This window comes from Rhizobacter terrae, assembly GCF_003852895.1.
GTDB lineage: Bacteria > Pseudomonadota > Gammaproteobacteria > Burkholderiales > Burkholderiaceae_C > Albitalea > Albitalea terrae.
Map to the genome: position 1 here is coordinate 779,528 of NZ_QUSW01000001.1, position 24,817 is coordinate 804,344.

At 67.4% G+C, this 24,817-nt stretch carries 20 protein-coding genes; 12 read left to right on the plus strand and 8 right to left on the minus strand.

Annotated features, from left to right (window positions below; all coding sequences use genetic code 11):
• Positions 1 to 100 precede the first annotated feature (100 nt).
• Complete coding sequence (locus DZC73_RS03575) at positions 101 to 1,375, plus strand: pyridoxal phosphate-dependent aminotransferase (RefSeq protein WP_161974437.1); 1,275 nt, start codon at positions 101 to 103, stop codon at positions 1,373 to 1,375.
• 31 nt (positions 1,376 to 1,406) lie between these two features.
• Positions 1,407 to 2,843, plus strand: coding sequence for a hypothetical protein (locus DZC73_RS03580; RefSeq protein WP_124538807.1), 1,437 nt, complete (start codon positions 1,407 to 1,409; stop codon positions 2,841 to 2,843).
• 17 nt (positions 2,844 to 2,860) lie between these two features.
• Here DZC73_RS03580 and DZC73_RS03585 read toward each other — a convergent pair whose 3' ends face one another.
• Genes DZC73_RS03585 through DZC73_RS03600 form a run of 4 tightly spaced genes read right to left on the minus strand, consistent with a single transcriptional unit; the run spans position 2,861 to position 7,520 of the window.
• Complete coding sequence (locus DZC73_RS03585; protein ID WP_124538808.1) at positions 2,861 to 3,790, minus strand: LysR family transcriptional regulator; 930 nt, start codon at positions 3,788 to 3,790, stop codon at positions 2,861 to 2,863.
• A gap of 27 nt (positions 3,791 to 3,817) precedes the next feature.
• Entirely contained in the window at positions 3,818 to 4,579 is a 762-nt protein-coding gene (locus DZC73_RS03590) for a hypothetical protein (protein ID WP_124538809.1), read from the minus strand.
• Between the two features lie 14 nt (positions 4,580 to 4,593).
• Positions 4,594 to 6,021: an alkaline phosphatase gene (locus DZC73_RS03595; protein ID WP_124538810.1), complete on the minus strand. Its 1,428-nt coding sequence runs from the start codon at positions 6,019 to 6,021 to the stop codon at positions 4,594 to 4,596.
• Between the two features lie 47 nt (positions 6,022 to 6,068).
• Positions 6,069 to 7,520, minus strand: coding sequence for an alkaline phosphatase (locus tag DZC73_RS03600; protein WP_124538811.1), 1,452 nt, complete (start codon positions 7,518 to 7,520; stop codon positions 6,069 to 6,071).
• A 200-nt stretch (positions 7,521 to 7,720) separates the two neighbouring features.
• On the opposite strand from DZC73_RS03600, the gene DZC73_RS03605 reads away from it, so the two are divergent.
• From DZC73_RS03605 to DZC73_RS03640, 8 genes are all read left to right on the plus strand, one after another.
• Positions 7,721 to 8,416: a P-loop NTPase family protein gene (locus tag DZC73_RS03605; RefSeq protein ID WP_124538812.1), complete on the plus strand. Its 696-nt coding sequence runs from the start codon at positions 7,721 to 7,723 to the stop codon at positions 8,414 to 8,416.
• A gap of 120 nt (positions 8,417 to 8,536) precedes the next feature.
• On the plus strand, positions 8,537 to 9,247 hold the full coding sequence (locus tag DZC73_RS03610) for an RDD family protein (RefSeq protein ID WP_124538813.1): 711 nt from the start codon (positions 8,537 to 8,539) through the stop codon (positions 9,245 to 9,247).
• Positions 9,244 to 10,272, plus strand: coding sequence for a stage II sporulation protein M (locus tag DZC73_RS03615; RefSeq protein ID WP_124538814.1), 1,029 nt, complete (start codon positions 9,244 to 9,246; stop codon positions 10,270 to 10,272). The genes DZC73_RS03610 and DZC73_RS03615 overlap by 4 nt, the downstream gene beginning before the upstream one ends.
• Positions 10,262 to 10,996 carry a hypothetical protein gene (locus DZC73_RS03620; RefSeq protein WP_124538815.1) on the plus strand — a complete coding sequence of 245 codons (735 nt, stop codon included), beginning with the start codon at positions 10,262 to 10,264 and terminating at the stop codon, positions 10,994 to 10,996. Before DZC73_RS03615 ends, DZC73_RS03620 begins: the two co-directional genes overlap by 11 nt.
• The gene (locus tag DZC73_RS03625; protein WP_235834971.1) at positions 10,980 to 11,729 is read left to right on the plus strand and encodes a DUF4129 domain-containing protein; all 750 of its coding nucleotides are present in this window, start codon (positions 10,980 to 10,982) and stop codon (positions 11,727 to 11,729) included. Before DZC73_RS03620 ends, DZC73_RS03625 begins: the two co-directional genes overlap by 17 nt.
• Positions 11,726 to 12,925 carry a DUF4350 domain-containing protein gene (locus DZC73_RS03630; RefSeq protein ID WP_124538816.1) on the plus strand — a complete coding sequence of 400 codons (1,200 nt, stop codon included), beginning with the start codon at positions 11,726 to 11,728 and terminating at the stop codon, positions 12,923 to 12,925. Before DZC73_RS03625 ends, DZC73_RS03630 begins: the two co-directional genes overlap by 4 nt.
• A 29-nt stretch (positions 12,926 to 12,954) precedes the next feature.
• A complete protein-coding gene (locus DZC73_RS03635; protein ID WP_124538817.1) occupies positions 12,955 to 13,947 on the plus strand; it encodes an AAA family ATPase in 993 nt (330 codons plus the stop codon).
• Positions 13,948 to 13,966: 19 nt separating this feature from the next.
• Entirely contained in the window at positions 13,967 to 15,325 is a 1,359-nt protein-coding gene (locus tag DZC73_RS03640) for a DUF58 domain-containing protein (RefSeq protein WP_235834972.1), read from the plus strand.
• An 8-nt stretch (positions 15,326 to 15,333) separates the two neighbouring features.
• Here the strand turns inward: DZC73_RS03640 and DZC73_RS03645 are convergent, their stop codons facing one another.
• Positions 15,334 to 17,661 (minus strand): UvrD-helicase domain-containing protein, encoded by a 2,328-nt coding sequence (locus DZC73_RS03645; protein ID WP_124538819.1) that lies wholly within the window; start codon positions 17,659 to 17,661, stop codon positions 15,334 to 15,336.
• Positions 17,662 to 17,764: 103 nt separating this feature from the next.
• Positions 17,765 to 18,931, minus strand: coding sequence for an ABC transporter substrate-binding protein (locus tag DZC73_RS03650; RefSeq protein ID WP_124538820.1), 1,167 nt, complete (start codon positions 18,929 to 18,931; stop codon positions 17,765 to 17,767).
• Between the two features lie 326 nt (positions 18,932 to 19,257).
• Between DZC73_RS03650 and DZC73_RS03655 the strand changes: the two genes are divergently transcribed.
• Positions 19,258 to 20,235 (plus strand): GMP reductase, encoded by a 978-nt coding sequence (locus DZC73_RS03655; protein ID WP_124538821.1) that lies wholly within the window; start codon positions 19,258 to 19,260, stop codon positions 20,233 to 20,235.
• 94 nt (positions 20,236 to 20,329) lie between these two features.
• Here DZC73_RS03655 and DZC73_RS03660 read toward each other — a convergent pair whose 3' ends face one another.
• Positions 20,330 to 20,833: a tetratricopeptide repeat protein gene (locus tag DZC73_RS03660; RefSeq protein ID WP_124538822.1), complete on the minus strand. Its 504-nt coding sequence runs from the start codon at positions 20,831 to 20,833 to the stop codon at positions 20,330 to 20,332.
• A 149-nt stretch (positions 20,834 to 20,982) separates the two neighbouring features.
• On the opposite strand from DZC73_RS03660, the gene DZC73_RS03665 reads away from it, so the two are divergent.
• Positions 20,983 to 23,829 carry a valine--tRNA ligase gene (locus tag DZC73_RS03665; protein ID WP_124538823.1) on the plus strand — a complete coding sequence of 949 codons (2,847 nt, stop codon included), beginning with the start codon at positions 20,983 to 20,985 and terminating at the stop codon, positions 23,827 to 23,829.
• On the opposite strand, the gene DZC73_RS03670 is transcribed toward DZC73_RS03665, so the two are convergent.
• Positions 23,771 to 24,748: an NAD(P)-dependent oxidoreductase gene (locus DZC73_RS03670; RefSeq protein WP_124538824.1), complete on the minus strand. Its 978-nt coding sequence runs from the start codon at positions 24,746 to 24,748 to the stop codon at positions 23,771 to 23,773. The genes DZC73_RS03665 and DZC73_RS03670 overlap by 59 nt on opposite strands.
• Between the last annotated feature and the right edge of the window lie 69 nt (positions 24,749 to 24,817).

Consider the following 24,817-nt stretch of genomic DNA (forward strand, 5'->3'; position numbering starts at 1 on the left):
GCAACACTTCAGAAATCGTTATCTAAAAATCGTCATCAGTAAAGTTCACTGACCATAAACTGCGCCGCTTCCGAACCCGATGGACGTGCAGCCCATGCAGATGAACAACCTCCGGCAGGTCGCGAAGTCGCAGACCCTCTTGCTCAACGAACAGTCGCGCAACATCGAAGTCAGCGGCCGCGAGATCTTCAAGTTCGGCTTCGGCCAATCGCCGTTTCCGCCGCTTCCAGCCGCCGTCGATGCCTTGCGGGTGCATGCCGCGGCCAAGGACTACACGCCGGTGCAGGGTCTGCTGGATCTGCGCGCACGCGTCGCTGCCTTCCATGTCGACGCGTTCGGGCTTCGTGCACGCGCCGAGCAGGTGCTCGTCGCGCCGGGATCCAAGATTTTGCTCTACACGGTGATGGCCGCGTTCGAGCGCGCCGACGTGCTCATTCCCGCACCGGCCTGGGTGTCTTATGCACCACAGGCGAAGCTGCTCGGACACACGCCGATCCGGGTGGCGACGAGCTTCGAGCAGCGCTGGCGCGCCACGCCCGAAGCCATCGCAGACGCCCTGCGCCGCAAGTCCGATGCGGGCGTGCCCAGCCTGCTCGTGCTCAACCACCCCGGCAACCCTGACGGCCTGTCCTACACCAGCAGCGAACTCGAAGCCATCGCCCGCGTGTGCAACCGGCACGAGGTGCTCGTGATCTCCGACGAGATCTACGGCCTGCTCGACCACCGCGGCGAGCACGTGAGCCTCGCGGCCTACTACCCCGAGCGGACCATCGTCACCGGCGGCCTGTCGAAATGGTGCGGCGCGGGCGGCTGGCGCTTGGGCGTGGCCGTGCTTCCCCACGAGTTGCTCGGTGACTTCAGCGAGACACTGGTGGGCATCGCGTCGGAAACCTATTCCTGCGCGCCGCTGCCCGTCCAGATGGCGGCCTGCGAGGCCTACCAGTGGAACTCGGCCACGCGCGACTACCTGGCCCACCAGCGCCGCGTGCTCGACCACATCGGCCAGATCACGGCGCGGCAGCTCATCAAGGCCGGCGTGAACCTGCACCTGCCCACGGGCGGCTTCTATCTCTTCCCCGACTTCACGCCCTTCGCCGACCGCCTGCACCGGGCGGGCATCCACAGCTCGCAGGCCTTGTGCGAACGGCTGCTGGCCGACACCGGCGTCGCACTGCTGCCCGGCGACGCCTTCGGCATGGCGCCCGACCACCTGTGCGCACGGCTGGCCTACGTCGAGTTCGACGGCGCGCATGCCCTCGCCGTGTCGCGGGAGCTGCGCCTGGACCGGCCGTTCGACGACGCCGCCAGCCACGTCCTCTTCGCCAAGACCGTGCGCGGCACGCTGCGCCTCACGCAATGGCTCGCCACGCTCTGAATCCACGCATCCACTTCAAGGAGAACGCCGCATGACTCTCATCGAATCGCCGGACGACTTGCCCGAGACCGCGCTGCCCGACGTGAAGCCCGCGCGCGGCCGCTTCAACAGCAACAACGTGGTGCCGTTGCTGCAGCGCTTCTACCCGCCTGAACAGATCCAGACCATGCGCGACCACGGCGTGGACCAGCGCATGATGTTCGGCATCAACCCGTACTACATGGCGCTGGTGCGCGGCGAGGAATACCGCGGCCCCGGCGGTGAAGTGCTGCTGCCGGCCATGCCGCCCAGCAAGCCGCTGGAAGCGCTGGTCGTGCCCATCCTCGCCGAGGCTGCGGACATGAGCGGCGAGAAGGACCCGTCCAACCAGATCCGCTACAGCCCGGACAGCCTGAAGGGCAAGATCCTGCACAAGTACGACGAGATCGTGCTGGGCTATTCGGCGCTCGCCTGCTCGGCGCACTGCCGCTATTGCTACCGGCTGGACATCTTCAACGGCTCCACCGGCAAGGGGCTGGTCAAGCCCGATGAACTGCGGGAATACATCCTCGACTACAACGCCACGCTCGCGCTGAACGGCGGCAAGGACAAGGCCACCGGCGAGACGCGCTACCCGATCCGCGAGGTGCTGCTGTCCGGCGGCGACCCGATGGTGCTGTCCAACCGCAACCTCTACAAGTACATGGCCGCCGCGGCCGATGCCGGCGTGCACCTGGTACGCATTGGGACCAAGGAGATGGCCTTCCGGCCGCAGCGCTTTGACCGCAACCTGGCCGTGATGCTGGAGTTCTTCCATCGCCGCTACCCCGAGGTGCACGTGAACTTCGTCGTGCACTTCACGCACCCCGACGAGATGCTCGAACGCGACGCCAGCAACCAGTACATCCGCGACAGCATGGGCTACCACCGTTGGCTGGCCCCGGTGGCCGCCGCGCTCGATGCCGTGCGCGGCTTCGGCTTCGTGAGCCTGGAGAACCAGACGCCCATCATCGCCCGCGTGAACGACGAGGCCCAGGCGCTGCGGCTGCTGCACGAGGAACTGCGCCGCCACAACATCAAGCCCAAGTACCTCTTCCAGTGCCGCGAGATCGAGGGCCACACCGCCTTCGCAGTGCCGGTGGAAAAAGCCTGGGCCCTGCACAACGACGCGCAGAAGGGCGTGTCGGACACGGCACGCTCGCGATTCACCATGTCCACCGAGGCGGGCAAGCTGGAGGTGGTGTCGGTCATCGACGGCCCGACGGTGGACTCATGGACACCCGCTGTCGGCCGCATCTTCGGCGGCGGTGTGATCGTGATGAAGGTACACCGCTCGCCGAACTCGGCGGGCACGCAGGGTGACCTCATCATCGCGCGGCGCAACCCGGACGCGCTGTGGCTGTCCGACTACGAAGACCGCATCATCTACGACGGCCGGCTGGAGGCATCGCAGAAGTACGGCGCCGAGCGCATCGCGCTGCGCGCCTGAGAAGCGACGCTGCCACCCTACTTGGGCAGCAGCGTCTTCATGTACTTCGGCGCCTGCGCGTGCATGAACTGCTTGAATGCCTGCGCCGCGGGGCTGAGCTGGCGCGTGGCGCGGTGGAGCACGTACCAGTCGCGCATCACCGGCAGGCCGCGCAGGTCCAGCAGCACGAGGTGGCCGGTGCGGTGCTCCAGGTTCACCGTGTGCAGCGAGATGAAGGCGAGCCCCATGCCGCCCATCACCGCCTGCTTGATGGACTCGTTGCTGGGCATCTCCTGCGCAATGGGAGGATCGAGCGCGTGCTCGGCGAAGTACTGGTCCATCGCCGCGCGCGTGCCTGAGCCGTGCTCGCGGGCGATGAAGGGTTCATCGGCGATGCGTCCGGGCGCGAGCCTCTTCTTGCCGGCCAGCGGGTGGTCGGGCGGTGCGATCACGCCGTGCGGATGGCGAGCGAACACCTCGGCGACGACCGGCAGGTTCGCTGGCGGCCGGCCCATGATGGCCAGGTCGGCATGGTTGCTCTCCAGCTGCGCGATCACGCCTTCGCGGCCGAGGATGTTCACCTCCAGCTCGATCTGCGGATGCTCCTGCCGGAACATGGCCAGGAGGCGTGGGGCGAAGTAGCGGGTGGTGGCCACCACCGCGATGCGCAGCTTGCCGTGGCGCAGGCCCTGCAGCGCATCCAGCGCGTCACCCGCCTCGCGCAGCGTCTGCGCCACCCGTTCGGCATAGGGCACCAGCGTCTGCCCCGCCTGCGTCAACACGATCTTGCGGCCCTGGCGTTCGAAGAGGGCGCTGCCCACCACGTCCGCCAGCTGCGACATCTGCATGGACACCGCCGGCTGCGTGAGGTGCAGCAGCTGCGCCGCGCGGGCGAAGCTGGAATGCTCCGCCGCGGCAAGGAATATCTGGATCTGGCGCAGCGTGATGTGGCGGAGGGCGTCGGGCATGGCCTGCGCATTCTGCCGTGGCCGCGCTCAATCCATGAAGTCGTCGTATTCCTTCTGGACGTAAGTGGCGAGACCGTCCCACGGCAAGGCCCCTGCCGGCGCCACCGGCTCGACCGTGACGACGCGCCTGAAGCCGCCATCCAGGCGCTCGGACTCGATGCGCAGCGCCACCTGCTTCTGCGTGGACCACAGCACGCGGTGCGACCATTCGCCGTTCTTCTCCACGTGCCACACCGCCGACGCATCCCTGGACGCGCTGGCCAGCACCGGCATGCGCTCGATCACCGACGGCGGCACGATGTGCGCCGCTGCATCGAAGCGGCCGTCGAAGCCCACCGCCTCGTACTCCGACTTCGGCACGCTCACCACCATGCGATGCGCCCGGTCGACGAAGCGCAGCACCGTTTGCCCCTTCGCATCGAGCTGCACCCAGCGCGCGGCGGCCTCGGCATCGAAATGCTTGTGGCCGGCGTGCTCCTGCCTGCTCTCGTGCCGGTGTGCATCCCTGGCCTGCGGCGGCAGGATGCGTTCGGTCCACACCGTGTCGCCGCGGCGCACCACCTTCTCCTGCCAGACCTCGGTGCGCATCACGCCGGCGGCGGTGACGACCCTGGTTTCGGTGGTCACCACCGCATCGAGCGCCGGAGAAACCGCCAAAGCGGCCGGGGCCGCCTGCATCACGCCCGCGGCCGCCAGGCACAGCGCCGTGGCCAGGACGGCAGCCCGGCCCCAGGCACGGTGCAGCACCTGCCCCAGCGTGGGCGCAGGGCCCACGCGGTGAGGCTTCAAGCCACGTACTTTCATCAGTACCCCGCTGCGTTCTTCACCAGGGTGAAGACCTTGGTGTTGTCGATGGTGCCCTTGAAGGTCTTGGACGCCGCGCCGGTGGCGAACAGCATCACGTCGCCGCCACCGTGGGTCTCCGAGCCGGGCGTGCCGCGGCGCACCGCGACTTCCTGCAGGTAGTCCTTGTTGGTGACGGTGGCCGCATCCAGCGGCGCCCGCGTGGCGACGCGGTTGGAGCCGTTGCCGAACACCAGCGTGGTGTAGCTGTTGCCGTTCACGTCGGTGTTGGGCGCGCCGTTGGCGTAGTTGATGCTCAGGCCCAGCGGATCGCTGCCGCGCTTGCCGTAGCCGTTGAAGGCCATCGTGTGGTCATGGTCGGCGGTGACCACGATCAGCGTGTTGGCCAGGCCCGGGTCGATGGTGTTCATCTTGTCCAGCGCCGCCTTGATGGCATCGTCGAACGCGATGGTGTCGGCCAGCGCGCGGGCGGCATTGGTGCCGTGCAGCGCGTGGTCGATGCGGCCGCCTTCGACCATCAGGAAGAAGCCGTTGGCGTTCTTGGACAGGATGTCGATGCTCTTGCTCGCCATCTGCGCGAGGCTCGGCTCCTTCGTCGGGTCGCGGTCCAGCTCGTAGGACATGTGGCCTTGCGCGATGGCGAAGTCGTACAGGCCGATGACCTTGGTGCCCCCCGTGGTGGGCAGCGAGTTGAAGCCCGACAGGTCGCTCACGAAGTTGTAGCCCTTGGCCTGCAGCTCGGCCACGAGGTCGCGGCCGTCCGGGCGGCCCTTGGGACGCGTGGTCGCATCGAAGGGGCGCCAGTAGTTGCTCACGCCACCCATCATCACGTCCACGCCGTTGCCCAGCGCCGCGTTGGCGCCGGCGCCGCCGGGCACCGCCTGGCGGGCGATGTTGTATTCGGCGTCGCGGTGGCAGCTGTGCGCATAGGTCGCGCCCGGCGTGGCGTGCGTGAGGCGCGCAGTCGAGATCACGCCCGTGGCCTTGCCCTTGGCGATGGCCAGCTCCAGCAGCGTGGTCGACGGGCCGCCGTTGCCGGTGGCCGGGCAGTTGTCCACCGCGGCGCTCACGCCGGTGGTGGCGTCCTTGCCCGGTGCCTTGGCGAAGGTGTTGCCGTCCATCGAAAGGACGTCGTTGCGCGTCTTCACGCCGGTCATGTAGGCCGCCATCGAGGGCGCGCTGTCGGTGGTCTGCGCGTCCAGCGAATAGGTCTTGACGCGGGCGGTGTACGGCAGCGTCTCCATGGCCAGCTGGCCTTCTTCCTTGTACTTCCAGATGCGCGACGCGGTGATGGTCACCGGGCCCATGCCGTCGCCGAGGAAGAAGATGACGTTCTTGGCTTCGCCCGCGGCGAAGGCCTGCGGTGCCAGGGTCGCGGCAAGGGTCGTGGTCAATGCCGCTGCGATGAGGGAATGCTTGATGTTCATCGTGATCTCAAATGTCGGGAGGGTGGATGGCGGTTTTGTGACAGGGCTCACAACCCCACTGCCGCCTTCACCAGCGAAAACACCTTGGTGTTGTCCATGACGCCGTGGAAGGTGTCCGCGCCCAGGCCCATGGCCCCGAGGAACACGTCCGCGCCGCCGTGCGTTTCGCCGCCCGTGGGCATCTGCACCACCGCTTCCTGGTGGTAGTTCTTGTCGTACACCGCGGCATCGGTCAGCACCGTCATCGCGCTGCGGGCGGTGTTGACGCGGTTCTCGCCGTTACCGAACACCAGCGTGGTGAAGGGCATGCCGTCGGCATCGACCGCCGGCTTGCTGGGGTCGGTGAAGTCGCGCATCAGGCCGAGGATGCCGGGGTTGGCATCGGTGGTCTTGCCGGTGCGGGCGGCGTAGCCGTTCATCACCATCGTGTGGTCATGGTCGGCCGTGACCACGATGAGCGTGTTCTTCAGCTCGGGGTCGACCGCCTTGACCTTGGCGATGGCCGCGGCGATCGCCTCGTCGAACGCCTTCGCGTCCTGCAGCGCCTTGCGGGCGAGCGTCGGGTGCAGCGCCTGGTCGATGCGGCCGCCTTCCACCATCAGGAAATAGCCCTTCTTGTTGTTGGCCAGCAGGTCGATGGCCTTGGTCGTCATCTCCGCGAGGCTGGGCTCCTTGGCCGGATCGCGGTCGATGTCGAAGTTCATGTGGCTCTTGTTGAACAGGCCCAGCAGCTTGGTGGTCGAGGCCGGCACGGCCGACAGGGCGGCAGGGTCGGTGACATAGCTGTAGCCCTTGGCCCTCATCTCGGCCACGAGGTCGCGCGCGTCAGTGCGCACCGAGCCCTTCGCATCACCCTGGGCCAGGAAGTGCTGCCAGCCGCCGCCCAGCACCACATCCACGCCGTCGGTGCCCAGCGCGGTGTTGTAGCCCGCGCCGCCGGGCACGAGCTGCGCGGCGATGGTGTTCTCGCCATCGCGGTGGCAGAGGTGCGCGTAGGTGGCCGCAGGCGTCGCGTGCGTCACACGGGTGGTGGTCACCACGCCGGTGCCGCGGCCGGCGGCCTTGGCCAGCTCCAGCAGCGTGGTCACCGCCGTGCCGTTGCCCGTGGCCGGGCAGGTGCTGTCCACACCGCTGATGTACGACGCGCCCGCCGGGCTGCGGGCCTGGGTATCGGCGGACATGGAGATGACTTCGTTGTTCATCTTCACGCCAGTCATGTAGGCCGACATCGACGGCGCGCTGTCGGTGACCTGGGCGTCGTTCGAATAGGTCTTGATGAACGCGGTCTCGGGGAAGGTGTCGATCGTCAGCTCGCCGTCTTCGCCGGCGGTGTAGATGCGGGCAGCGGTCATCGGCACCATGCCGTAGCCGTCGCCGAGGAAGAAGATGACGTTCTTCGGGGTGGGGGCCGCCGGGGCGGGATCGTTGTTGCTGGTGGTGATGCACCCAGCCATGGCCAAAGCGGACAGCAGGGCTGCCGCAAGGGTCGCGCGTCGCATTCGGACTCTCCGTTGAAAAAACAGCGCGCAGGGTAGGAACAGGCCGTGAAGGTCGCGTTACGTCTGCGTGACGGTTTCATGAAAGACGATTGACAGCAGGACCATGGCACCCGGTAAAGTCGCCCTTTTCGCGTCCCTGACAAGGGGCCCGACAATCGCACCCTCGTGACACGGCGAACCAGCAGACCAACGGAGACGGCATGGCCAACATTCACTTCATCGGCGGAGAAAAAGGCGGCGTGGGCAAGTCGGTGGTCGCGCGCTGCGTGGCCCAGTACCTGATCGACCACAACCTGCCCTTCCTCGGCTTCGACACCGACCGCTCCCACGGCGCGCTGATGCGCTTCTACTCAGGCTACGCGTCGCCGGTGCTGGTGGACCGCTACGAGTCGCTGGACGCGATCATGGAAGCCGCGGTCGAGCAGCCCGAGCGTCGCATCCTGGTGGACCTGGCGGCGCAGACCCACGAACCGCTGGTGCGCTGGATGGACGAGTCCGGCGTGCTGAACCTGGCCGACGAGATGGGCATCCCCATCTTCTACTGGCACGTGATGGACTCCGGCAAGGACTCCGTGGACCTGCTCAAGAAACTGCTCGACCGCTTCGGCGGCCAGCTGCGCTTCGTGCTGGTGCGCAACCAGGTGCGCGGCATGGACTTCTCGGTGCTGGAGGAATCCGGCGAGCAGGCCCGGGCGATGGAACTGGGTGCGCAAGTGGTGTCGGTGCGGCACCTGCACGATTCGGTGATGAACCGGATCGATGCCACCAACAGCAGCTTCTGGGCGGCCAAGAACATCGGCGGGCTGGAAACGGCGGAGCTGGGGCTGATGGATCGGCAGCGGGTGAAGATGTGGTTGAGGGACGTGTATCGGGAGTTTGATACGGTCGGGATTTGATCCCCGCCGCGGCCTCGAGCGCTCGCCCGGCCTTCAGCTACCATCCATCCAAACCGAACTGCTTCACCACGGAGGACGGATGGGCAGCGTTCCAGTCGACGCAAGGGGCACGCCTGCCGCATGAGGCCTTCCTCGCTCGACACCAGCTTCACCGCTGAGACCCCCGAGGGCATCGCCCTCGCATTGCGCCCCGCTGGCGTGGTGCCGCGCTTCTACGCCTTCTCCATCGACGCCTTCATCCGCCTCGTGCTGCTCATCGTGGTGTCCATGGCACTGCAGGGCCTGGGCGGGTTCGGTGGCGGCGTGATGCTCATCGTCCTCTTCCTCATCGAGTGGTTCTACCCCGTGGTCTTCGAGTTGATGCTCTCGGGCGCCACGCCCGGCAAGCGCTCGATGGGCATCAAGGTGGTGATGGACTCGGGCCTGCCCGTCACGCCCGGTGCTTCGCTGGTGCGCAACCTGCTGCGCTCGGCGGACTTCCTGCCTTTCCTCTACGGATTCGGCTTCGCCTCCATGCTCATGCGTGGCGACTTCAAGCGCCTGGGCGACATCGCCGCGGGCACGCTGGTCGTCTATGCCAAGCCCGTCACCCTGCACGGCGCGATGCCGGATGCACCGCCGCAGGCACCGGCCCGTCCGCTGTCCCCGCGTGAACAAGCCGCCGTGATCGCCTGGGCCGCGCGCAGCAGCCGCATCACCGAGGCGCGCCTGGCGGAACTCGCCACCATCGCTGCGCCCGGATTGGGCCTGGTGGCCGAGGGCCAGACCGCCACCGCGCGCATGCTGGGCATCGCCCAATGGCTGCTGGGCAAGCGGGAGACGACCACATGACCCCGCTGCAATTCGAGAACACTTATCGGCCGATCTGGGACGAGCTGGACCAGGCGCTGGAGCATCTGGAAGGCGCACCGCGCACGAAGAAGGACGACAAGGGCAAGCGCCGCGTCGACAAGGCCAGCAAGCGCCCGGCCACGCGCATCGCCGCGCTGTACCGCGCCACCTGCGAGCACCTCGCCCTGGCCCGCTCGCGCGACTACCCGACGCACCTCACCGTCCGCCTGGAAGCACTGACCGAGCGCGCCCACCAGGCCGTGTACCGCGCCGGCGACAACAGCCTCGCCCGGCTGGGCCAGCTGGTGCTGGTCGACATGCCGCAGGCCGTGCGTGCGCACCGGCTGTACATGTGGACGGCACTCGCGCTGTTCGGCCTGCCGCTGGTCATCATCGCGCTGCTGTGCTACTTCGACCCGGGCTTCGTGCTGTCGGTGCAGGACATCAACACCGTGCGCGAGTTCGATGCGATGTACGGGCCGTCCAGCAACCCGGTGGGCCGCACGCGCAGCGCCGGCGGCGACTGGTCGGCCTTCGGCTTCTACATCATGAACAACATCGGCATTGCCTTCAAATGCTTTGCCGGCGGCGTGTTCTTCGGGCTGGGCAGCCTCTTCTTCCTGGCCTTCAACGGCGCGGTCATCGGCGCGGTGGCCGGCTACCTCACCTACAAGGGCTACACGCAGACCTTCTATTCCTTCGTGGTCACGCATGGCGCGTTCGAGCTCACGGCCATCGTCATCTCCGGTGCCGCGGGCCTGGCCATCGGGCACGCGCTGGTGGCGCCGCGCCGGCTGAGCCGACCGCAAGCCTTGAGGAAGGCCTCGGCCGATGCAGTCCCGCTGATGTACCTCGCGACCGCCATGCTGTTCATCGCAGCGGCCATCGAGGCCTTCTGGTCGTCGTCGCGCTGGATCGCGCCCGAGGTCAAGTACGGCGTGGGCGGCTTGTGCTGGGTGATGGTGCTGGCCTACCTCGGCTGGCAGGGCCGCCCGCGCACGGTGGAGGCCGCGCATGCAGGTTGATGCCCTCGCCGTGAACCTGCGCCCGCGCGGCATGATGGAAGCCGGCGACCTGGGCGTGCGCCTCGTGCAGCAGCACGCACGCGACGTCTGGACCTGCTTCACCCCGGTGCTGCTGGTGGTGCTGCTGCTGGCCTTGTCCACGGTGGAGATCGCGCCCTGGCTGCCGGCCACGGTCATCTTCTGCCTCAAGCCCTGGATGGACCGCACGCTGCTGTTCGTGATGTCGCGCGCCGTCTTTGGCGAACGCACGCGCCTGTCCGACCTGTGGGATGCGCAGCGCAGCGTCTGGTGGGGTCAGCTCATCGGCACGCTCACGCTGCGCCGCCTGTCGCCGTGGCGCGCGATGACGCAGCCGGTCTACCAGCTCGAAGGCCAGCGCGGCGCGGCCCTGGGCAAGCGCCGCCGCCAGCTCATGAAGGGCAAGCACGGCAGCGGCATGGCGCTGCAGGGAGCCTTCAACCAGCTGGAGATGATCTTCATCCTGTCGCTGGTGGTGCTGGGCGTGCTGTTCAATCCATCCGAGCACGGCAACTTCATCTGGCAATGGATGGAAGACGGCGGCACGCTGGCCGAGAGCCTCTTCTCCGCCACCGGCTATGCGCTGGTGGTGCTGGCAGTCGAACCGTTCTACGTGGCCGCGGGATTCGCCATGTACCTCAACCGCCGGGTCGAGCTGGAGGCCTGGGACATCGAGCAGGAGTTTCGGCGTGCCTTCCAGGCTTGATGCGCTGCTGCTGGGCCTGCTGCTCGCGCTGCTGACGCCGGCCGCGGCCACGCAGGCCGCGCCGCTGACGGTCGAGCAGGTGAGCCGCGCCGCAAGCGCGGTGCAGAAGGATCCGCTGCTGGGCGGCAGCCACACCGAGCGCACGCTCAAGTTCAAGTCCGACGACAAGAAGGACGACGAAGAAGAAGCGCCCACACCGAAGGCCGACCGCTCGTGGCTGGTCGACCTCGGCATCTGGCTGGCCGAGTCCGGCCGCCTGCTGGTCTGGCTGCTCGGCGCCCTGGCCCTGGCGATGCTGGTCGTCGGCGCGCGCCGCTGGTTCTTCGTGCATGGCGGGCTGGCCTCTCGCACCAAGGTCGTGTTGCCCAGCCACGTGCGAGACCTCGACATCCGCCCCGAGAGCCTGCCCGAGGACATCGCCGGCACGGCACGCGCGCTGTGGCAGCGCGGGGAGCACCGGGCGGCGCTGTCGCTGCTGTACCGCGGTGCGCTGTCGCGGCTGGTGCACGAGCATGCAGTGCCCATCCGCGCCGCCAACACCGAGGGCGACTGCGTGGTGCTGGCCTCACGTTCACTGTCCGGCGAGGCGAGCGGCTTCTTCCAGGGCCTGGTGCAGGCCTGGCTGCTCACGGTCTACGGCGCACGCACGCCGGACGATGCGCAGGTGATGTCGCTGTGCGACCGCTTCGACGCGCAGTTGCCGCGCAAGGCCCGCACGGAGGCCGCCGCATGACGCTGCATCGCGACCTGGTCTGGAACATCGCCTTCGTCGTGGCGCTGGCGCTGGGTGGCCTCTGGTTCGTCAACAACACCTACTGGGCCGACGAGCGCGTGCCCGACCCGGCCAAGGGCGAAGCCGCCAAGGACATGCACTACGCCGCCAAGAAGCTCGTGCGCGAGCTGGGCGGCAAGGTGGTGTCGCCGGACAACCTCGACCGCCTGCCGCCCACCAGCGCGACGCTGGTGCTCAACTCCTGGGACTACGACTTCTTTCCCGAGCGCGACAAGCGCCTGCAGGCCTGGGTGCAGGCCGGCGGGCACCTGGTGTCGGAGCAATGGAAGCGGCCGAAGTGGATCGGCATCGACAACGATGAAGCGGACAAGCGCACCGCGCGGCGCGGCGGCGCGGCCAGTGCACCGCCACCGCCGCCACCCCCGCGCCGCCCTCGCCGCTTGCTGCCCGACCCCACGCCGACGCCATGCTTCGGCGGCAACGAATCCACCGCGCGCCCTGGCGCCTACGACGAACCGCGCAGCTACAAGATGTGCACGGGCATGGAGCGGGTCTTCCTGGTCAGCAAGTCGCCGCTGCTGTGGTCGGTGGATTCCTCCTTCGGCCCCGCGATCGCGCGCGTGGCCGTGGGCCAGGGCCAGGCCACGGTCATCCTCGGCAGCATGAGCTTCAACCACGAACTCTTCGCCGGCGACCACGCGCTGGCCTACGTCGCCGCGCTGAACCTGAAGGAGCGGCCTGAGGTCTGGTTTGTCGACTCCGAAACGCGCGAGCCGCTGCTCAAGCTCATCTGGCACAAGGCCGCGCCGGTCGTTCTGATCGCGGCGGGCCTCATCGTGCTCGCCCTGTGGCGCGCCATCCTGCGCTTCGGGCCGAGGGCGCCGGTGCCGCCGCTGTCGCGCCGCTCGGTGGCCGAGCAGGTGCGTGGCACATCGAGTTTCATTTTCAAGGGCGACAGCCAGGCCCTGCACAGGGCACAGTTGCGCTCTCTGGAGCAGGCGGCGCGCCGCAGCATCCGCGACCATGACAAGCTGGATCGCCGCTCGCGCGCCGAGGCCATCGCCCGGGCCACCGCCGTCGATGCCGACTCGCTGGCGCGTGCAATGGACACCACGCTCAACCGGCCCCGCCGCGACCTGGTCACCGCCCTGGCCCTGCTGGAAACCGCCACGCGGCGACTGACCCTGAACCGCTGATCCAGAAAAACGTTCACCGAGGAAACGACATGCAAATCAACCCTGCCGACATCAGCCGTGCCGCCGAAGTCTTGTCCGCACTGCGCGACGAAGTGGGCAAGGCGGTGGTCGGCCAGCGCGAGGTGGTGGACCAGACGCTGATCGCACTGGTGGCCTCGGGGCACGTGCTCATCGAAGGCGTGCCGGGGCTGGGCAAGACGCTGCTGGCGCGCGCCTTCGCCAAGGCGCTGTCGCTGCAATATGCCCGTGTGCAGTTCACGCCCGACCTGATGCCTTCGGACATCACCGGCCACGCCGTGCTCGACGTGAAGGCCGGCTCCAGCGCCGATCTCGGTTCGCTGCGAGTCATCAAGGGCCCGGTATTCACCAACCTGCTGCTGGCCGATGAAATCAACCGCGCGCCGGCCAAGACGCAAGCCTCGCTGCTGGAAGTGATGCAGGAGTACCAGGTCACGCTCGAAGGCCAGACGCTGCCGCTGTCGCGGCCCTTCATGGTGCTGGCCACGCAGAATCCGCTGGAGACCGAAGGCACCTACCCGCTGCCGGAAGCGCAGCTCGATCGCTTCCTCTTCAAGATCGAGGTCGGCTACCCGAGCCTGGCTGACGAGGCAGCCATCGTCGTGCGCACCACCACCGCGCAAAGCGGCGACCAGCTGCCGCTGGCCGGCGTGCAGCCGCGCCTGGACGAGCGCAACGTGATGGCCTTGCAGAAGATGGCCAGCTTCATCCGCGTGGACGACAAGGTGGTGGACTACGCCGTGCGCATCGCACGCGCCACGCGCAACTGGCCGGGCATTGCCAACGGCTCGGGCTCGCGCGGCGCCATCGCGCTGGTGCGTGCCGCGCGCGCGGCGGCGCTTCTGGATGCCCGCGACTACGTGACGCCTGATGACGTCAAGAAACACGCGCTGCCCGTGCTGCGCCACCGCGTGCTGCTCTCGCCCGATGCGCAGCTGGAAGGCCGCAAGACCGACGAGCTGCTGGCGACCATGCTCGACAGCGTGGACGCGCCGCGCCTTTGACGGACCGGGACCGACCAACGTGCGTCTTCCCCTGATCCCCAGCCGCGCCACCTTGTGGACGGTGGCCGCTGCCGGTGGCGCCGCCATCGTCGCGCTGGTTGCGGGCGTGCCGTACGACACTGTCGTGAAGGCCGCCATTGCCGCGGCCATCGTCGGCACGCTGTGGGCGCTGGTGGACATCATGCGCAGCATGGTGGCCTGGCGGCACATGCCGCTGGTGTGGAAGCGGCGCATGCCCGCGGCGCTGGCGCTGGGCGTGCAGCACAACCTGGCCTGCGCGCTCGTCAACGAAGGCCCGAACACCTGGCAAGTGGAGCTGTTCGACCACGTCGATCCCTCGCTGGATTTCGAGGGCCTGCCGCTGAAGGTACTGGTGCCGGCCCAGGCCCGCACCGAGGTGCACTACCTCATCGTGCCGCGCATGCGCGGGCCGGTGAGCTTCGAGCCGGCGGAGCTGCGCGTGCGCACGCTGCACGGCACCTTCGAGTGGGTGCGGCGCGTGGGCGAGAAGGAATCGCTGCGGGTGTATCCGAACTTCGCGGCGGTATCGCGCTATGCCTGGCTGGCGAGCGACCGGCGGCTGGCAGACATCGGCATCAAGAGCTACGCGCAGCGCGGCGCCGGCACCGACTTCAAGCAGTTGGCCGACTACCAGGTGGGAGATGCCATCCGCCACATCGACTGGAAGGCCACGCTCAAGCACAGCCGGCCCATCGTGAGGCAGTTCCAGGACGAACGCGACCAGTGCGTGATGTTCCTGCTGGATTGCGGCCGCCGCATGCGCGCGGACGAAGGCCCGGCCTCACGCAACGGCAGCCACTTCGACGAAGCGCTGAACGCGATGATGCTGCTGGCCTACGTCGCGCTGAAGGAAGGCGACGAAGTGGGCGCCATGACCTTCGGCACCGATGCGTCGGACATGCGGCGCTTCGCTCCTCGCAAAGGCAATGCCGCGCTGAATGGCTTGATGGCCACGCTGTACGACGTGCAGCCCAAGGCCACGCATTCGGACTACCTGCTCGCGGCCCGCGACCTGATGCGGGTGCAGCACAAGCGCGCGCTCATCGTGGTGCTGACGAACTTCCGCGACGAGGATGCGCGTGAACTGGAGCCTGCCTTGCAACTGCTGCGCTCACGGCACCTGGTGCTGCTGGCCAGCCTGCGCGAACGGGTGCTGCGCGAGATGGCCGAGCAGCCGCTGGACACGCATCGACAGGTCGTGGAAGTCGCTGGCGCCCACCTCTTTGCGCAGACACGCAGCGATGCGTTCCAGAAGCTGGCGGGGCGCGATGGCTTGCTGATCGACGTGGAGCCGGCGCACTTGCCGGCGGAGCTGGTGAACCGCTATCGAGCCGTCAAGCGGGCAGGCCTTTTGTAGACCCCACCCTACTCGACGGGCGTGAGTTTCGCGACGCTCAGCGCCAGCCACTTCGTGCCGTGCCTGCCGAAATTCACCTGTGCCCGCGCATCGTCGCCGCTGCCTTCTAGCGTGACGATCACGCCTTCGCCGAACTTGTTGTGGAACACGCTCTGGCCGGCGCGCAGTCCGTGGCTGGGCGCCCTGGGCACCACCGCGGGTGCGCGCGGCTCCACGCGGCCTGCGCCGACCATCGAGCCCATGCCCGACCCGCGCGACCAGGCCGATTGATACTCGCGGGCAAAGCCTGACCCGAAGCCCTGGTTGCGTGGCGTGATCCACTTGAGCGCCGGCTCGGGCAGCTCGTCGAAGAAGCGGCTCTTCACGTTGTAGCGCGTCTGGCCATGCAGCATGCGCGTCTGGCTGAAGCTCAGGTACAGCCGCTTGCGGGCGCGCGTGATGGCGACGTACATGAGGCGCCGCTCTTCCTCCAGCCCGTCCACGTCGGACAGGCTGTTCTCGTGCGGGAACAGGCCCTCTTCCAGGCCGGTGATGAAGACCGCATCGAACTCCAGCCCCTTGGCGGAATGGACGGTCATGAGCTGGATGGCGTCCTGCCCGGCCTGGGCCTGGTTGTCGCCAGCTTCGAGCGACGCATGCGTGAGGAAGGCGGCCAGCGGCGACATGATCTCGCCGGTCTCGGCGTCGGGGGTGACGGCGGCCGCGAGTTCCTGACGAACGCTCTCTGTCTGCGGCGCGGAAACAGCAGCCACCTCATCCACCGGCAGCGCCACCGCGTCCTTGCCAAAGCCTTCCTGCGTCACGAAGGCTTCCGCTGCATTGACCAGTTCTTCCAGGTTCTCCAGCCGCTCCTTGCCATCCTTGTCGGTCCTGTAGAAGTCCACGAGTCCGCTGGCATGCAGCATGTGCTCGATGATCTCGCGCAGCGTGAGCCCGCGCGTGGCTTCCCGCATGTCGTCGACCATGCGCACGAAGCCTTGCAGGTTGACGCCGCTCTTGCCCGTCACTGCGCCCACGCTCTGGCACAGGCTGCGGCCGCTCACCCGCGCGGCATCCTGCAACTGTTCCACGCTGCGCGCGCCGATGCCGCGCGTCGGGAAGTTCACCACCCGCAGGAAGCTGGTGTCGTCGTTGGGGTTCTCGATGAGCCGCAGGTACGACAGCGCATGCTTCACCTCGGCGCGCTCGAAGAAGCGCAGGCCGCCATACACCTTGTACGGAACGCCCGCATTGAACAGCGCGCTCTCGATCACCCGGCTCTGCGCATTGCTGCGGTACAGGAGCGCGATGTCGCTGCGCGGCATGCCTTCGCGGTGCAGTTGCTGGATCTCCTCCAGCAGCCACTGCGCCTCGCCGAAGTCGCTGGTCGATTCATACACCCGCACCGGTTCGCCCGGCCCGGCCTCGGTGCGCAGGTTCTTGCCCAGGCGCCGCGAGTTGCGCGAGATGAGTTCGTTGGCCGAGTCGAGGATGTTGCCGAAGGAGCGGTAGTTGCGCTCCAGCTTGATGACCTTCTCGACCTTGAACTCGCGCTCGAACTGGGCCATGTTGCCCACCTGCGCGCCGCGGAAGGCATAGATGCTCTGGTCGTCGTCGCCCACGGCGAAGATGGCGGCCTGCGGGCCGGCGAACATCTTGAGCCAGGCGTACTGCAGCTTGTTCGTGTCCTGGAACTCGTCGACCAGGATGTGCCGGAAGCGCCGCTGGTAGTGCTCGCGCAGGGCTTCGTTGTCGCGCATCAGCTCGTAGGTGCGCAGCATCAGCTCGGCGAAGTCGACCACGCCTTCGCGCTGGCACTGCTCCTCGTAGGCCTCGTAGACGCGGATCATGGTGCGCGTGTTCTCGTCGCGCGCCTGCACGTCCTTGGGGCGCAGGCCGTCTTCCTTCGAGCCAGCGATGAACCACGTCACCTGCTTGGGCACGAAGCGCTCTTCATCGAGGTTCATCGCCTTGATGACGCGCTTGACGGCCGACACCTGGTCCGACGAGTCGAGGATCTGGAAGCCCTGCGGCAGCGCGGCCAGCTTCCAGTGCGCCCGCAGGAAGCGGTTGCACAGGCCGTGGAAGGTGCCGATCCACATGCCACGCACGGGAATGGGCAGCATCGCGCCCAGGCGCGTGAGCATTTCCTTGGCGGCCTTGTTGGTGAAGGTCACCGCCATCACCCCGCCGGGCGACACCTGCCCGGTCTGGATGAGCCAGGCGATGCGCGTGGTGAGCACGCGCGTCTTGCCCGAGCCCGCACCCGCGAGGATGAGCGCAGGCCGAGGCGGCAACGTGACCGCTTCGTGCTGTTCGTCGTTGAGGTTGGCGAGGAGGGGCGTCGGACTGCTCATCCGGCCATTCTAGGGAGGCACGATGGCGCCCCGCCGATCCGCCCCGGCCCGGCGTTGTGGTACTGGGCGGGACCGGCCTACATCACGTACATGGCTCGACCGCCTACGCCCGGAAGATGCCGTCCACCGGCGACTTGTACAGGAAGCTCACGTGGCGGTAGCCCACCTGCTTGTCGTCGAAGGCGATGCGCATGCCGCCCAGGTCGTGCGGGCGGCTGCGCAACGAACGCGCCAGTGCCTCGCGCGTGGGCGTGCTCTTCACCGCCACCAGGTTGCGCGCCACCAGGCTGCCGGCAATGAAGCCTTCGAAGGCGGAGTAGGAGCGATCGGCGTGGTCCAGGCCGATGTCGGCCATGGCATCGCGAAAGCGCCCCGCCACGTCGGTGCGCGCGGTGTACGGGTTCTGGTAGGGGCAGGTCACGGCGAAGGCGCGGTACACCGGGTCGCGCGCCACGGCGAGCTTGTTGCACAGCACGTGCGACAAGCCGCTGACCGGTGCGAGGAAAGGGCTCTTGCGCAGGCGCAGCTCGGTCATCACCGGCGCGAGGGATTCGACGGGCGCGAGAACGATCAGGGCCTGGACCCCCTCGGCGGACACCACCTCGCGCGCGGCCTGTGCCATCTCGGCCGCACCACCGTTGACCGATGAGGCCTTCACGATCTTGGCCCGCGGATTCGACTGAAGCAGCTGCAGGCAAGTCTTGCCGTACTCATCGTGCCCCTTGAGCACGCCGAAGCGGGTGAAGCCGGCACCGCCCATCACATCGACCATGGAGCTGACTTCTTCCTCGTAGCCCGGTCGAAGATGGAAGAGCATTGAATGCTTGCCGCTGCGCAAGTCCGGCGCGCCGCTGCGCAGACCCACTGCGGGCAGCGACGCCGCCTTGAGCACCGGCAGCGCGGCGCGGGCCGCCTCCGTCGTCCACAGGCCGCTGATGGCCACGACACCCTGCTTCTCCAGCGCCTCGACATTGGCCTTCGCCAGCTCGGGCTTGAACATGTCGTCCAGGGCGACCGTCTCGATGTTCATGCCGTGGCGCTCGGCATCGATGCCGGCGCGAAAACCCGCAAGGTAGTCCAGGCCGATGTCGGGAACGATGTTGGTGGACGAGACCGCATCCGCGGTGCTCGTGGCCGTGAGCGGCAGGCTCAGCCCCACCTTCACCACTGGCTCGGCGGCGCGCGCGGCCATCGACGGCCATGCCAATGCGGCGGTTGTGCCGACCGCCTGCGCCAGCCATTGCCGGCGCGACCCGTTCACCTGCGTCATGGGTTGTCTCCTACTTCTGGTACCGCATTCAGAAAACGGTTTCAAAAAGTGTAGGGAGGCATGTCCGAGGCGGCATCGGGGTTGCCCCGGAGAGTAGTGCACCTGACGTGACCTGGATCACGTGGGCCCGTCGAATCGCAATCCGCGCTAGCAAAAAATGCGGCGCGTAGAATGCGTCACCGGGCCCAAATTTTGTCGCCCGGTTTTTTTGTGCCCGCACCGCCCACGCCGGCGGCCTTCGGGGGCACAGGCCGGACAGTCAAGTCAAGCGCTCGCAGCCTTCGACCAGACACTGCACAACGTCTGGCAACACAGGAAAGCGATGCATGGAAATCTTCGACTACGAAAACGTCCTCCTCCTGCCGCGCAAGTGCCGCGTGCAAAGCCGCAGCGAATGCGACAGCTCGGTGGAATTTGGCGGGCGGGTGTTCAACCTGCCGGTGGTGCCGGCCAACATGAAGACGGTGGTGGACGAGCCGATCACGGAATGGCTGGCGGCCAATGACTACTTCTACGTCATGCACAGGTTCGACCTGGACAGCGTGGCCTATGCGAAGCGCATGAACGACAAGGGGCTGTTCGTGTCGATCAGCTCGGGCGTGAAGGCGGAGGACTACAGCGTCATCGACCGGCTGGCGGCCGAGGGCGTGAAGGTGGACTACATCACCATCGACATCGCGCATGGGCATGCGGAGACAGTGCGGCGGATGATCGAGCACATCAAGCAGAAGCTGCCATCGACCTTCGTGATCGCGGGCAACGTGGGCACGCCGGAGGCGGTGATCGACCTGGAGAACTGGGGCGCGGATGCGACCAAGGTGGGCATCGGTCCCGGGAAGGTCTGCATCACGCGCTTGAAGACGGGCTTCGGGACCGGCGGGTGGCAGCTGTCAGCGCTGAAGTGGTGTGCTCGGGTGGCGACCAAGCCGATCATTGCGGACGGCGGCATCCGCGATCACGGCGACATCGCCAAGAGCGTGCGCTTCGGGGCCTGCATGGTGATGATCGGGTCGCTGTTTGCGGGCCATGAGGAATCACCGGGCCGCACCGTGGAAGTCGACGGCAAGCTGTTCAAGGAGTACTACGGCAGCGCCAGCGACTTCAACAAGGGCGAGTACAAGCACGTGGAGGGCAAGCGCATCCTGGAGCCGGTGAAGGGCCGCCTGGCCGATACCCTGCGCGAGATGCGCGAGGATGTGCAGAGCTCGATCTCGTATGCCGGCGGGACGAAGCTGGCGGACATCCGCAAGGTGAACTACGTGGTGCTGGGCGGGGACAACGCCGGGGAGCATCTGTTCATGTAGCCGCAGCGGCGCCGGTCATGGCGGCCTGCGTCATCAGGAAAGTCTGGCACTGGACCAGCCCACGCCAGGAGGCTCAGGTTCATGGGCGAGTCCGTCAAAGCACCGTCGACGGCGCGAGTGCCTGGGCGTAGCGCGCCAGCGATCGGTTGTACCGAGGCAGGTAGCGGGAAAGAGCAGCCAGGCTCAGAGCGACTGCTTCACGCTCTCGCCCCAGCTCCACCAGCGCAAGCGCCAGGAAGGCGCGGACGGCACCGTCGAGCTCGTCACTGGGTGCGTGCAGTTCCTCGGTCAGCAACCCGGCGGCTTCCTGGGCCTGGCCGAGGTTGCGCAAGGAGCTGGCCAGTTGGATGACCGCTCGGCGGCGACGCAGTCCCGTCAAGCCTGCCTCCAGGGCGAGGCGATAGAGCGGAACCGCCCGTTCCGGATGCCCCGTGGAGTCCTGCGCCGCACCACGCTCGAACAACCCGATGGCACTGCCGGGCGGCAGCTCGGCGACCAGGGTGTCAAGTCGCGCGACGAACGCTTCGGGTTCGTGCTGATCGAGGGCCAGCCACAACTCGGCCAGGCGCTCTTCCCATGCTGCATTGGTGGTACTCATCCGTGCAGTCTAGGTCCGGCGGCGAAAGCCGCCGGCTCACTCGACTCGAGGTGGCCGGAACCGCGATCGGCTCACTGGCAGCGCCCCTACAATCGACCCTCCCCCGTTTCAACCTCCGCCCGTCCAGGGTGGACAGCACCGTCTCCCCCATGAGCGACCTAGCCAAATCCTTCGAACCCGCCGCCATCGAGGCCCATTGGGCGCCGCTGTGGGAGAAGAGTGGCGTATACGCGCCCACGCTCGACGAGAAGAAGCCCTCGTTCTCCATCCAGCTGCCGCCGCCCAACGTCACCGGCACGCTGCACATGGGGCACGCGTTCAACCAGACCATCATGGACTCGTTGACGCGCTACCACCGCATGCGTGGCTTCAACACGCTGTGGGTGCCGGGCACGGACCACGCCGGCATCGCCACGCAGATCGTGGTGGAGCGGCAGCTGCAGGACAAGGGCCAGTCGCGCTACGACCTGGGCCGCAAGAACTTCGTCGCCCGCGTGTGGGAATGGAAAGCCCACAGCGGCAACACCATCACGCAGCAGATGCGCCGCCTGGGCGACAGCGTGAGCTGGCAGCATGAGTACTTCACACTGGACGACAAGCTCTCCGGCGTGGTGACCGACACCTTCGTCAAGCTGTACGAGGAAGGCCTCATCTACCGCGGCAAGCGCATGGTCAACTGGGACCCGGTGCTCAAGTCCGCCGTGTCCGACCTGGAGGTGACGAGCGAAGAAGAAGACGGCTCGCTCTGGCACATCCGCTACCCGCTGGCCGACGGCTCGGGCGAGATGGTGGTGGCCACCACGCGGCCCGAGACCATGCTGGGCGACACCGCCGTGATGGTGCATCCAGAGGACGAGCGCTACACCGCCTTCATTGGCAAGCAGGTGACGCTGCCGCTGTGCAACCGCACCATCCCCGTCATCGCCGACGACTACGTGGACCGCGAGTTCGGCACGGGCGTGGTGAAGGTGACGCCCGCGCACGACGTGAACGACAACGCGGTGGGCCTGCGCCACAAGCTTCCGGTCATCGGCGTGCTCACGCTGGACGCGAAGATCAACGAGAACGCACCCGAGGCCTACCAAGGCCTGGACCGCTTCGCCGCACGCAAGAAGATCGTTGCCGACCTCGAAGCGCAAGGCTTTCTCGTCGAAGTGAAGAAGCACAAGCTGATGGTGCCGCGCTGCGAGCGCACCGGCCAGGTCATCGAGCCCATGCTCACCGACCAGTGGTTCGTCGCCATGAGCAAGCCCGGCCGCGACGGCAAGTCCATCGCGGAGAAGGCCATCGAGGTGGTGCAGGACGGCCGCGTGCGATTCGTGCCGGAGCAATGGGTCAATACCTACAACCAGTGGATGAAGAACATCCAGGACTGGTGCATCTCGCGCCAGCTCTGGTGGGGACATCAGATTCCGGCGTGGTACGGCACCAATGGCGAAATCTTCGTCGGCCGCAGCGAGGAAGAAGCTCGCGCCAAGGCACAGGCGGCAGGCTACGCGGGTGAACTGACGCGCGACGAAGACGTGCTCGACACCTGGTACTCGTCCGCCCTCGTGCCCTTCTCCACGCTCGGCTGGCCCGCGCAGACCAAGGAGATGAGTCTCTTCCTGCCCTCCACCGTGCTGGTGACGGGCTTCGACATCATCTTCTTCTGGGTCGCCCGGATGATCATGATGACGGTGCACTTCACCGGCCAGGTGCCCTTCCGCGACGTGTACATCCACGGCCTCGTGCGCGACTCGCATGGCCAGAAGATGAGCAAGAGCGAAGGCAACGTGCTGGACCCGGTGGACCTGATCCAGGGCGTGGGGCTGGAAGAACTGGTGCGCAAATCCACCAGCGGCTTGCGCCGGCCCGAGACCGCGCCCAAGGTCGCCAAGCGCGTGGAGAAGGAATTCCCCGAAGGCATTCCCGCCTTCGGCTCCGATGCGCTGCGCCTGACCATGGCCAGCTACGCGAGCCTGGGCCGCGACATCAACTTCGACACCAAGCGCTGCGAGGGCTACCGCAACTTCTGCAACAAGCTCTGGAACGCGACGAAGTTCGTGCTCTCGAATTGCGAGGGCTTCGACTGCGGGCTCAAGGAGCATTCGAAGGAAGAATGCGCGCCGGGCGGCCCCTTCCACGGCTACATGAACTTCTCGAACGCGGACCGCTGGATCACCAGCGAGTTGCAGCGCGTGGAAGCCGCGGTCGCGAAGGGCTTTGCGGAATACCGGCTCGACCTCGTGTCCAGCGCCATCTACCAGTTCGTGTGGGAAGAGTATTGCGACTGGTACATCGAGATCGCCAAGGTGCAGATCCAGACCGGCGACGAGGCCCAGCAGCGCGCCACGCGGCGCACGCTGATCCGCGTGCTGGAGGCGGCGCTGCGGCTGCTGCATCCGGTGGCGCCGTTCATCACCGCCGAGCTGTGGGAGCGCGTGGCGCCGGTGGCCGGGCGCAAGGCGGCCGATGATCAGGTCGGCATCGTGGCGGCGCCGTATCCGCAATCGCAGCCGGATCGCATCGATGCGATTGCGGATGCCTGGATGACCCGCCTGAAGGATCTGGTGGGTGCCACCCGCAGCCTGCGCAGCGAGATGAACCTCGGGCCGCAAGAGCGTGTGCCGCTGTACGCCATTGGCGATGCGGCATTCCTCAACGCCGCGGCACCGGTCATCAAGACACTGGCCAAGGCCACTGAAGTGAGGCTCTTCACCGACGAAGCCGAGTTCGCAAAGGCCGCTGGCGTGTCACCCGTGGCCGTGTCCGGCGACGTGCGCCTGGCGCTGCACGTGGAAATCGACGTCGCCGCCGAGATCGAGCGCCTGAGCAAGGAAGCCACGCGCCTGGACGGCGAGATCGCCAAGGCCAACGCCAAGCTCTCGAACGAGAGCTTCGTCGCCCGGGCCAAGCCCGAGGTGGTGGCTCAGGAGAAGCAGCGCGTGGCCGAGTTCACGGCGAAGCGGGACCGGCTGCTAGATCAAGTGAAACTCCTGGGCTCGTCGACTTGAATTCCGGCTGGGCTGCGGGCGTGAGGCTCAGCAGCTCATCGATGCGCTTGGCCACCGCCCAGGCGGCGCGCAGGCGCGACTCGCGGGTGGTGCTGGCCACGCGCGGCGTGATCTGGAGCGTGGGGCTGCCCGCCAGCGGGCGGCCTTCGTCCAGCCAGCCGGGCTCCATGCTGTCCAGCCACACGGCGGCCAGGCGACCGCTGTTGAGGGCCTGGGCCAGTGCATGCTCATCGAACAGGCCCGAGTGGGCAATGCTGACGATGACCTGATCAGGCTTGCAATAAGGCAGGAAGCGCTCGCCCAGCAAGCCGTGGTAGCGGCTGAAGTAATGCAGCTGCACGCACACCGCGTCGCAGGTTTCCAGCAGCTCGCGCAGGCCCAGCGGCTTGACGCGCCAGCGGTCCCACACGGGGTCGGTGGCGTGCAGCGAGGGGTCGTAGCCCACCACCTTGGAGCCGAAGGCCGACAGCAGCTGCGACATCGAACGGGCCGACGGCGTCATGCCGACCATGCCCACGGTGGCTGCGCTCAGTTCGCGCCCCACCTGAAGGCCGTCCGAGCCGATCACCGGCACGCGGCGCAGCAGTGACAGCAGCGCGCCGATCATGAACTCGGCCTCGGCCTGCGCCGTGGCGGTGACGCTGCGCACCACTTCGACGCCGGCACGGGAGCAGGCGTCCAGGTCGATGTTCTCCACCCCGGAGCTCACCCGGCCCACCACCCGAAGCACGGGAGCGTAGTGCAAGGCGTGCTGGTCCAGCGAGACGGATGGCGGGATGATCAGGGAACGCACGTTGTAGAGCGCCTTGCGGAACTCCCGGGGGTCGCGCGCCAGCTCAGGGGCGTAGCGCACCGTGTGGCGCGCACTCAGCCACTGCGTGACTTCATCCTCCAGGGGTTCGACGATCAGCAAGTCCATGCGGGGTGTGCGTGAGGTGCGGAGGGGCAGGTCAGGTTTTTGCTCATGCCAGAATGGCTCAAGCACCCG

Coding starts and splice junctions, on each gene's coding strand:
- DZC73_RS03575 (WP_161974437.1), top strand. CDS start 101: ATGAACAACCTCCGGCAGGTCGCGAAGTCGCAGACCCTCTTGCTCAAC.
- DZC73_RS03580 (WP_124538807.1), top strand. CDS start 1,407: ATGACTCTCATCGAATCGCCGGACGACTTGCCCGAGACCGCGCTGCCC.
- DZC73_RS03650 (WP_124538820.1), bottom strand. CDS start 18,931: ATGACGCAGGTGAACGGGTCGCGCCGGCAATGGCTGGCGCAGGCGGTC.
- DZC73_RS03630 (WP_124538816.1), top strand. CDS start 11,726: ATGACGCTGCATCGCGACCTGGTCTGGAACATCGCCTTCGTCGTGGCG.
- DZC73_RS03615 (WP_124538814.1), top strand. CDS start 9,244: ATGACCCCGCTGCAATTCGAGAACACTTATCGGCCGATCTGGGACGAG.
- DZC73_RS03660 (WP_124538822.1), bottom strand. CDS start 20,833: ATGAGTACCACCAATGCAGCATGGGAAGAGCGCCTGGCCGAGTTGTGG.
- DZC73_RS03665 (WP_124538823.1), top strand. CDS start 20,983: ATGAGCGACCTAGCCAAATCCTTCGAACCCGCCGCCATCGAGGCCCAT.
- DZC73_RS03670 (WP_124538824.1), bottom strand. CDS start 24,748: ATGGACTTGCTGATCGTCGAACCCCTGGAGGATGAAGTCACGCAGTGG.
- DZC73_RS03600 (WP_124538811.1), bottom strand. CDS start 7,520: ATGCGACGCGCGACCCTTGCGGCAGCCCTGCTGTCCGCTTTGGCCATG.
- DZC73_RS03645 (WP_124538819.1), bottom strand. CDS start 17,661: ATGAGCAGTCCGACGCCCCTCCTCGCCAACCTCAACGACGAACAGCAC.
- DZC73_RS03655 (WP_124538821.1), top strand. CDS start 19,258: ATGGAAATCTTCGACTACGAAAACGTCCTCCTCCTGCCGCGCAAGTGC.
- DZC73_RS03595 (WP_124538810.1), bottom strand. CDS start 6,021: ATGAACATCAAGCATTCCCTCATCGCAGCGGCATTGACCACGACCCTT.
- DZC73_RS03585 (WP_124538808.1), bottom strand. CDS start 3,790: ATGCCCGACGCCCTCCGCCACATCACGCTGCGCCAGATCCAGATATTC.
- DZC73_RS03605 (WP_124538812.1), top strand. CDS start 7,721: ATGGCCAACATTCACTTCATCGGCGGAGAAAAAGGCGGCGTGGGCAAG.
- DZC73_RS03635 (WP_124538817.1), top strand. CDS start 12,955: ATGCAAATCAACCCTGCCGACATCAGCCGTGCCGCCGAAGTCTTGTCC.
- DZC73_RS03620 (WP_124538815.1), top strand. CDS start 10,262: ATGCAGGTTGATGCCCTCGCCGTGAACCTGCGCCCGCGCGGCATGATG.
- DZC73_RS03610 (WP_124538813.1), top strand. CDS start 8,537: ATGAGGCCTTCCTCGCTCGACACCAGCTTCACCGCTGAGACCCCCGAG.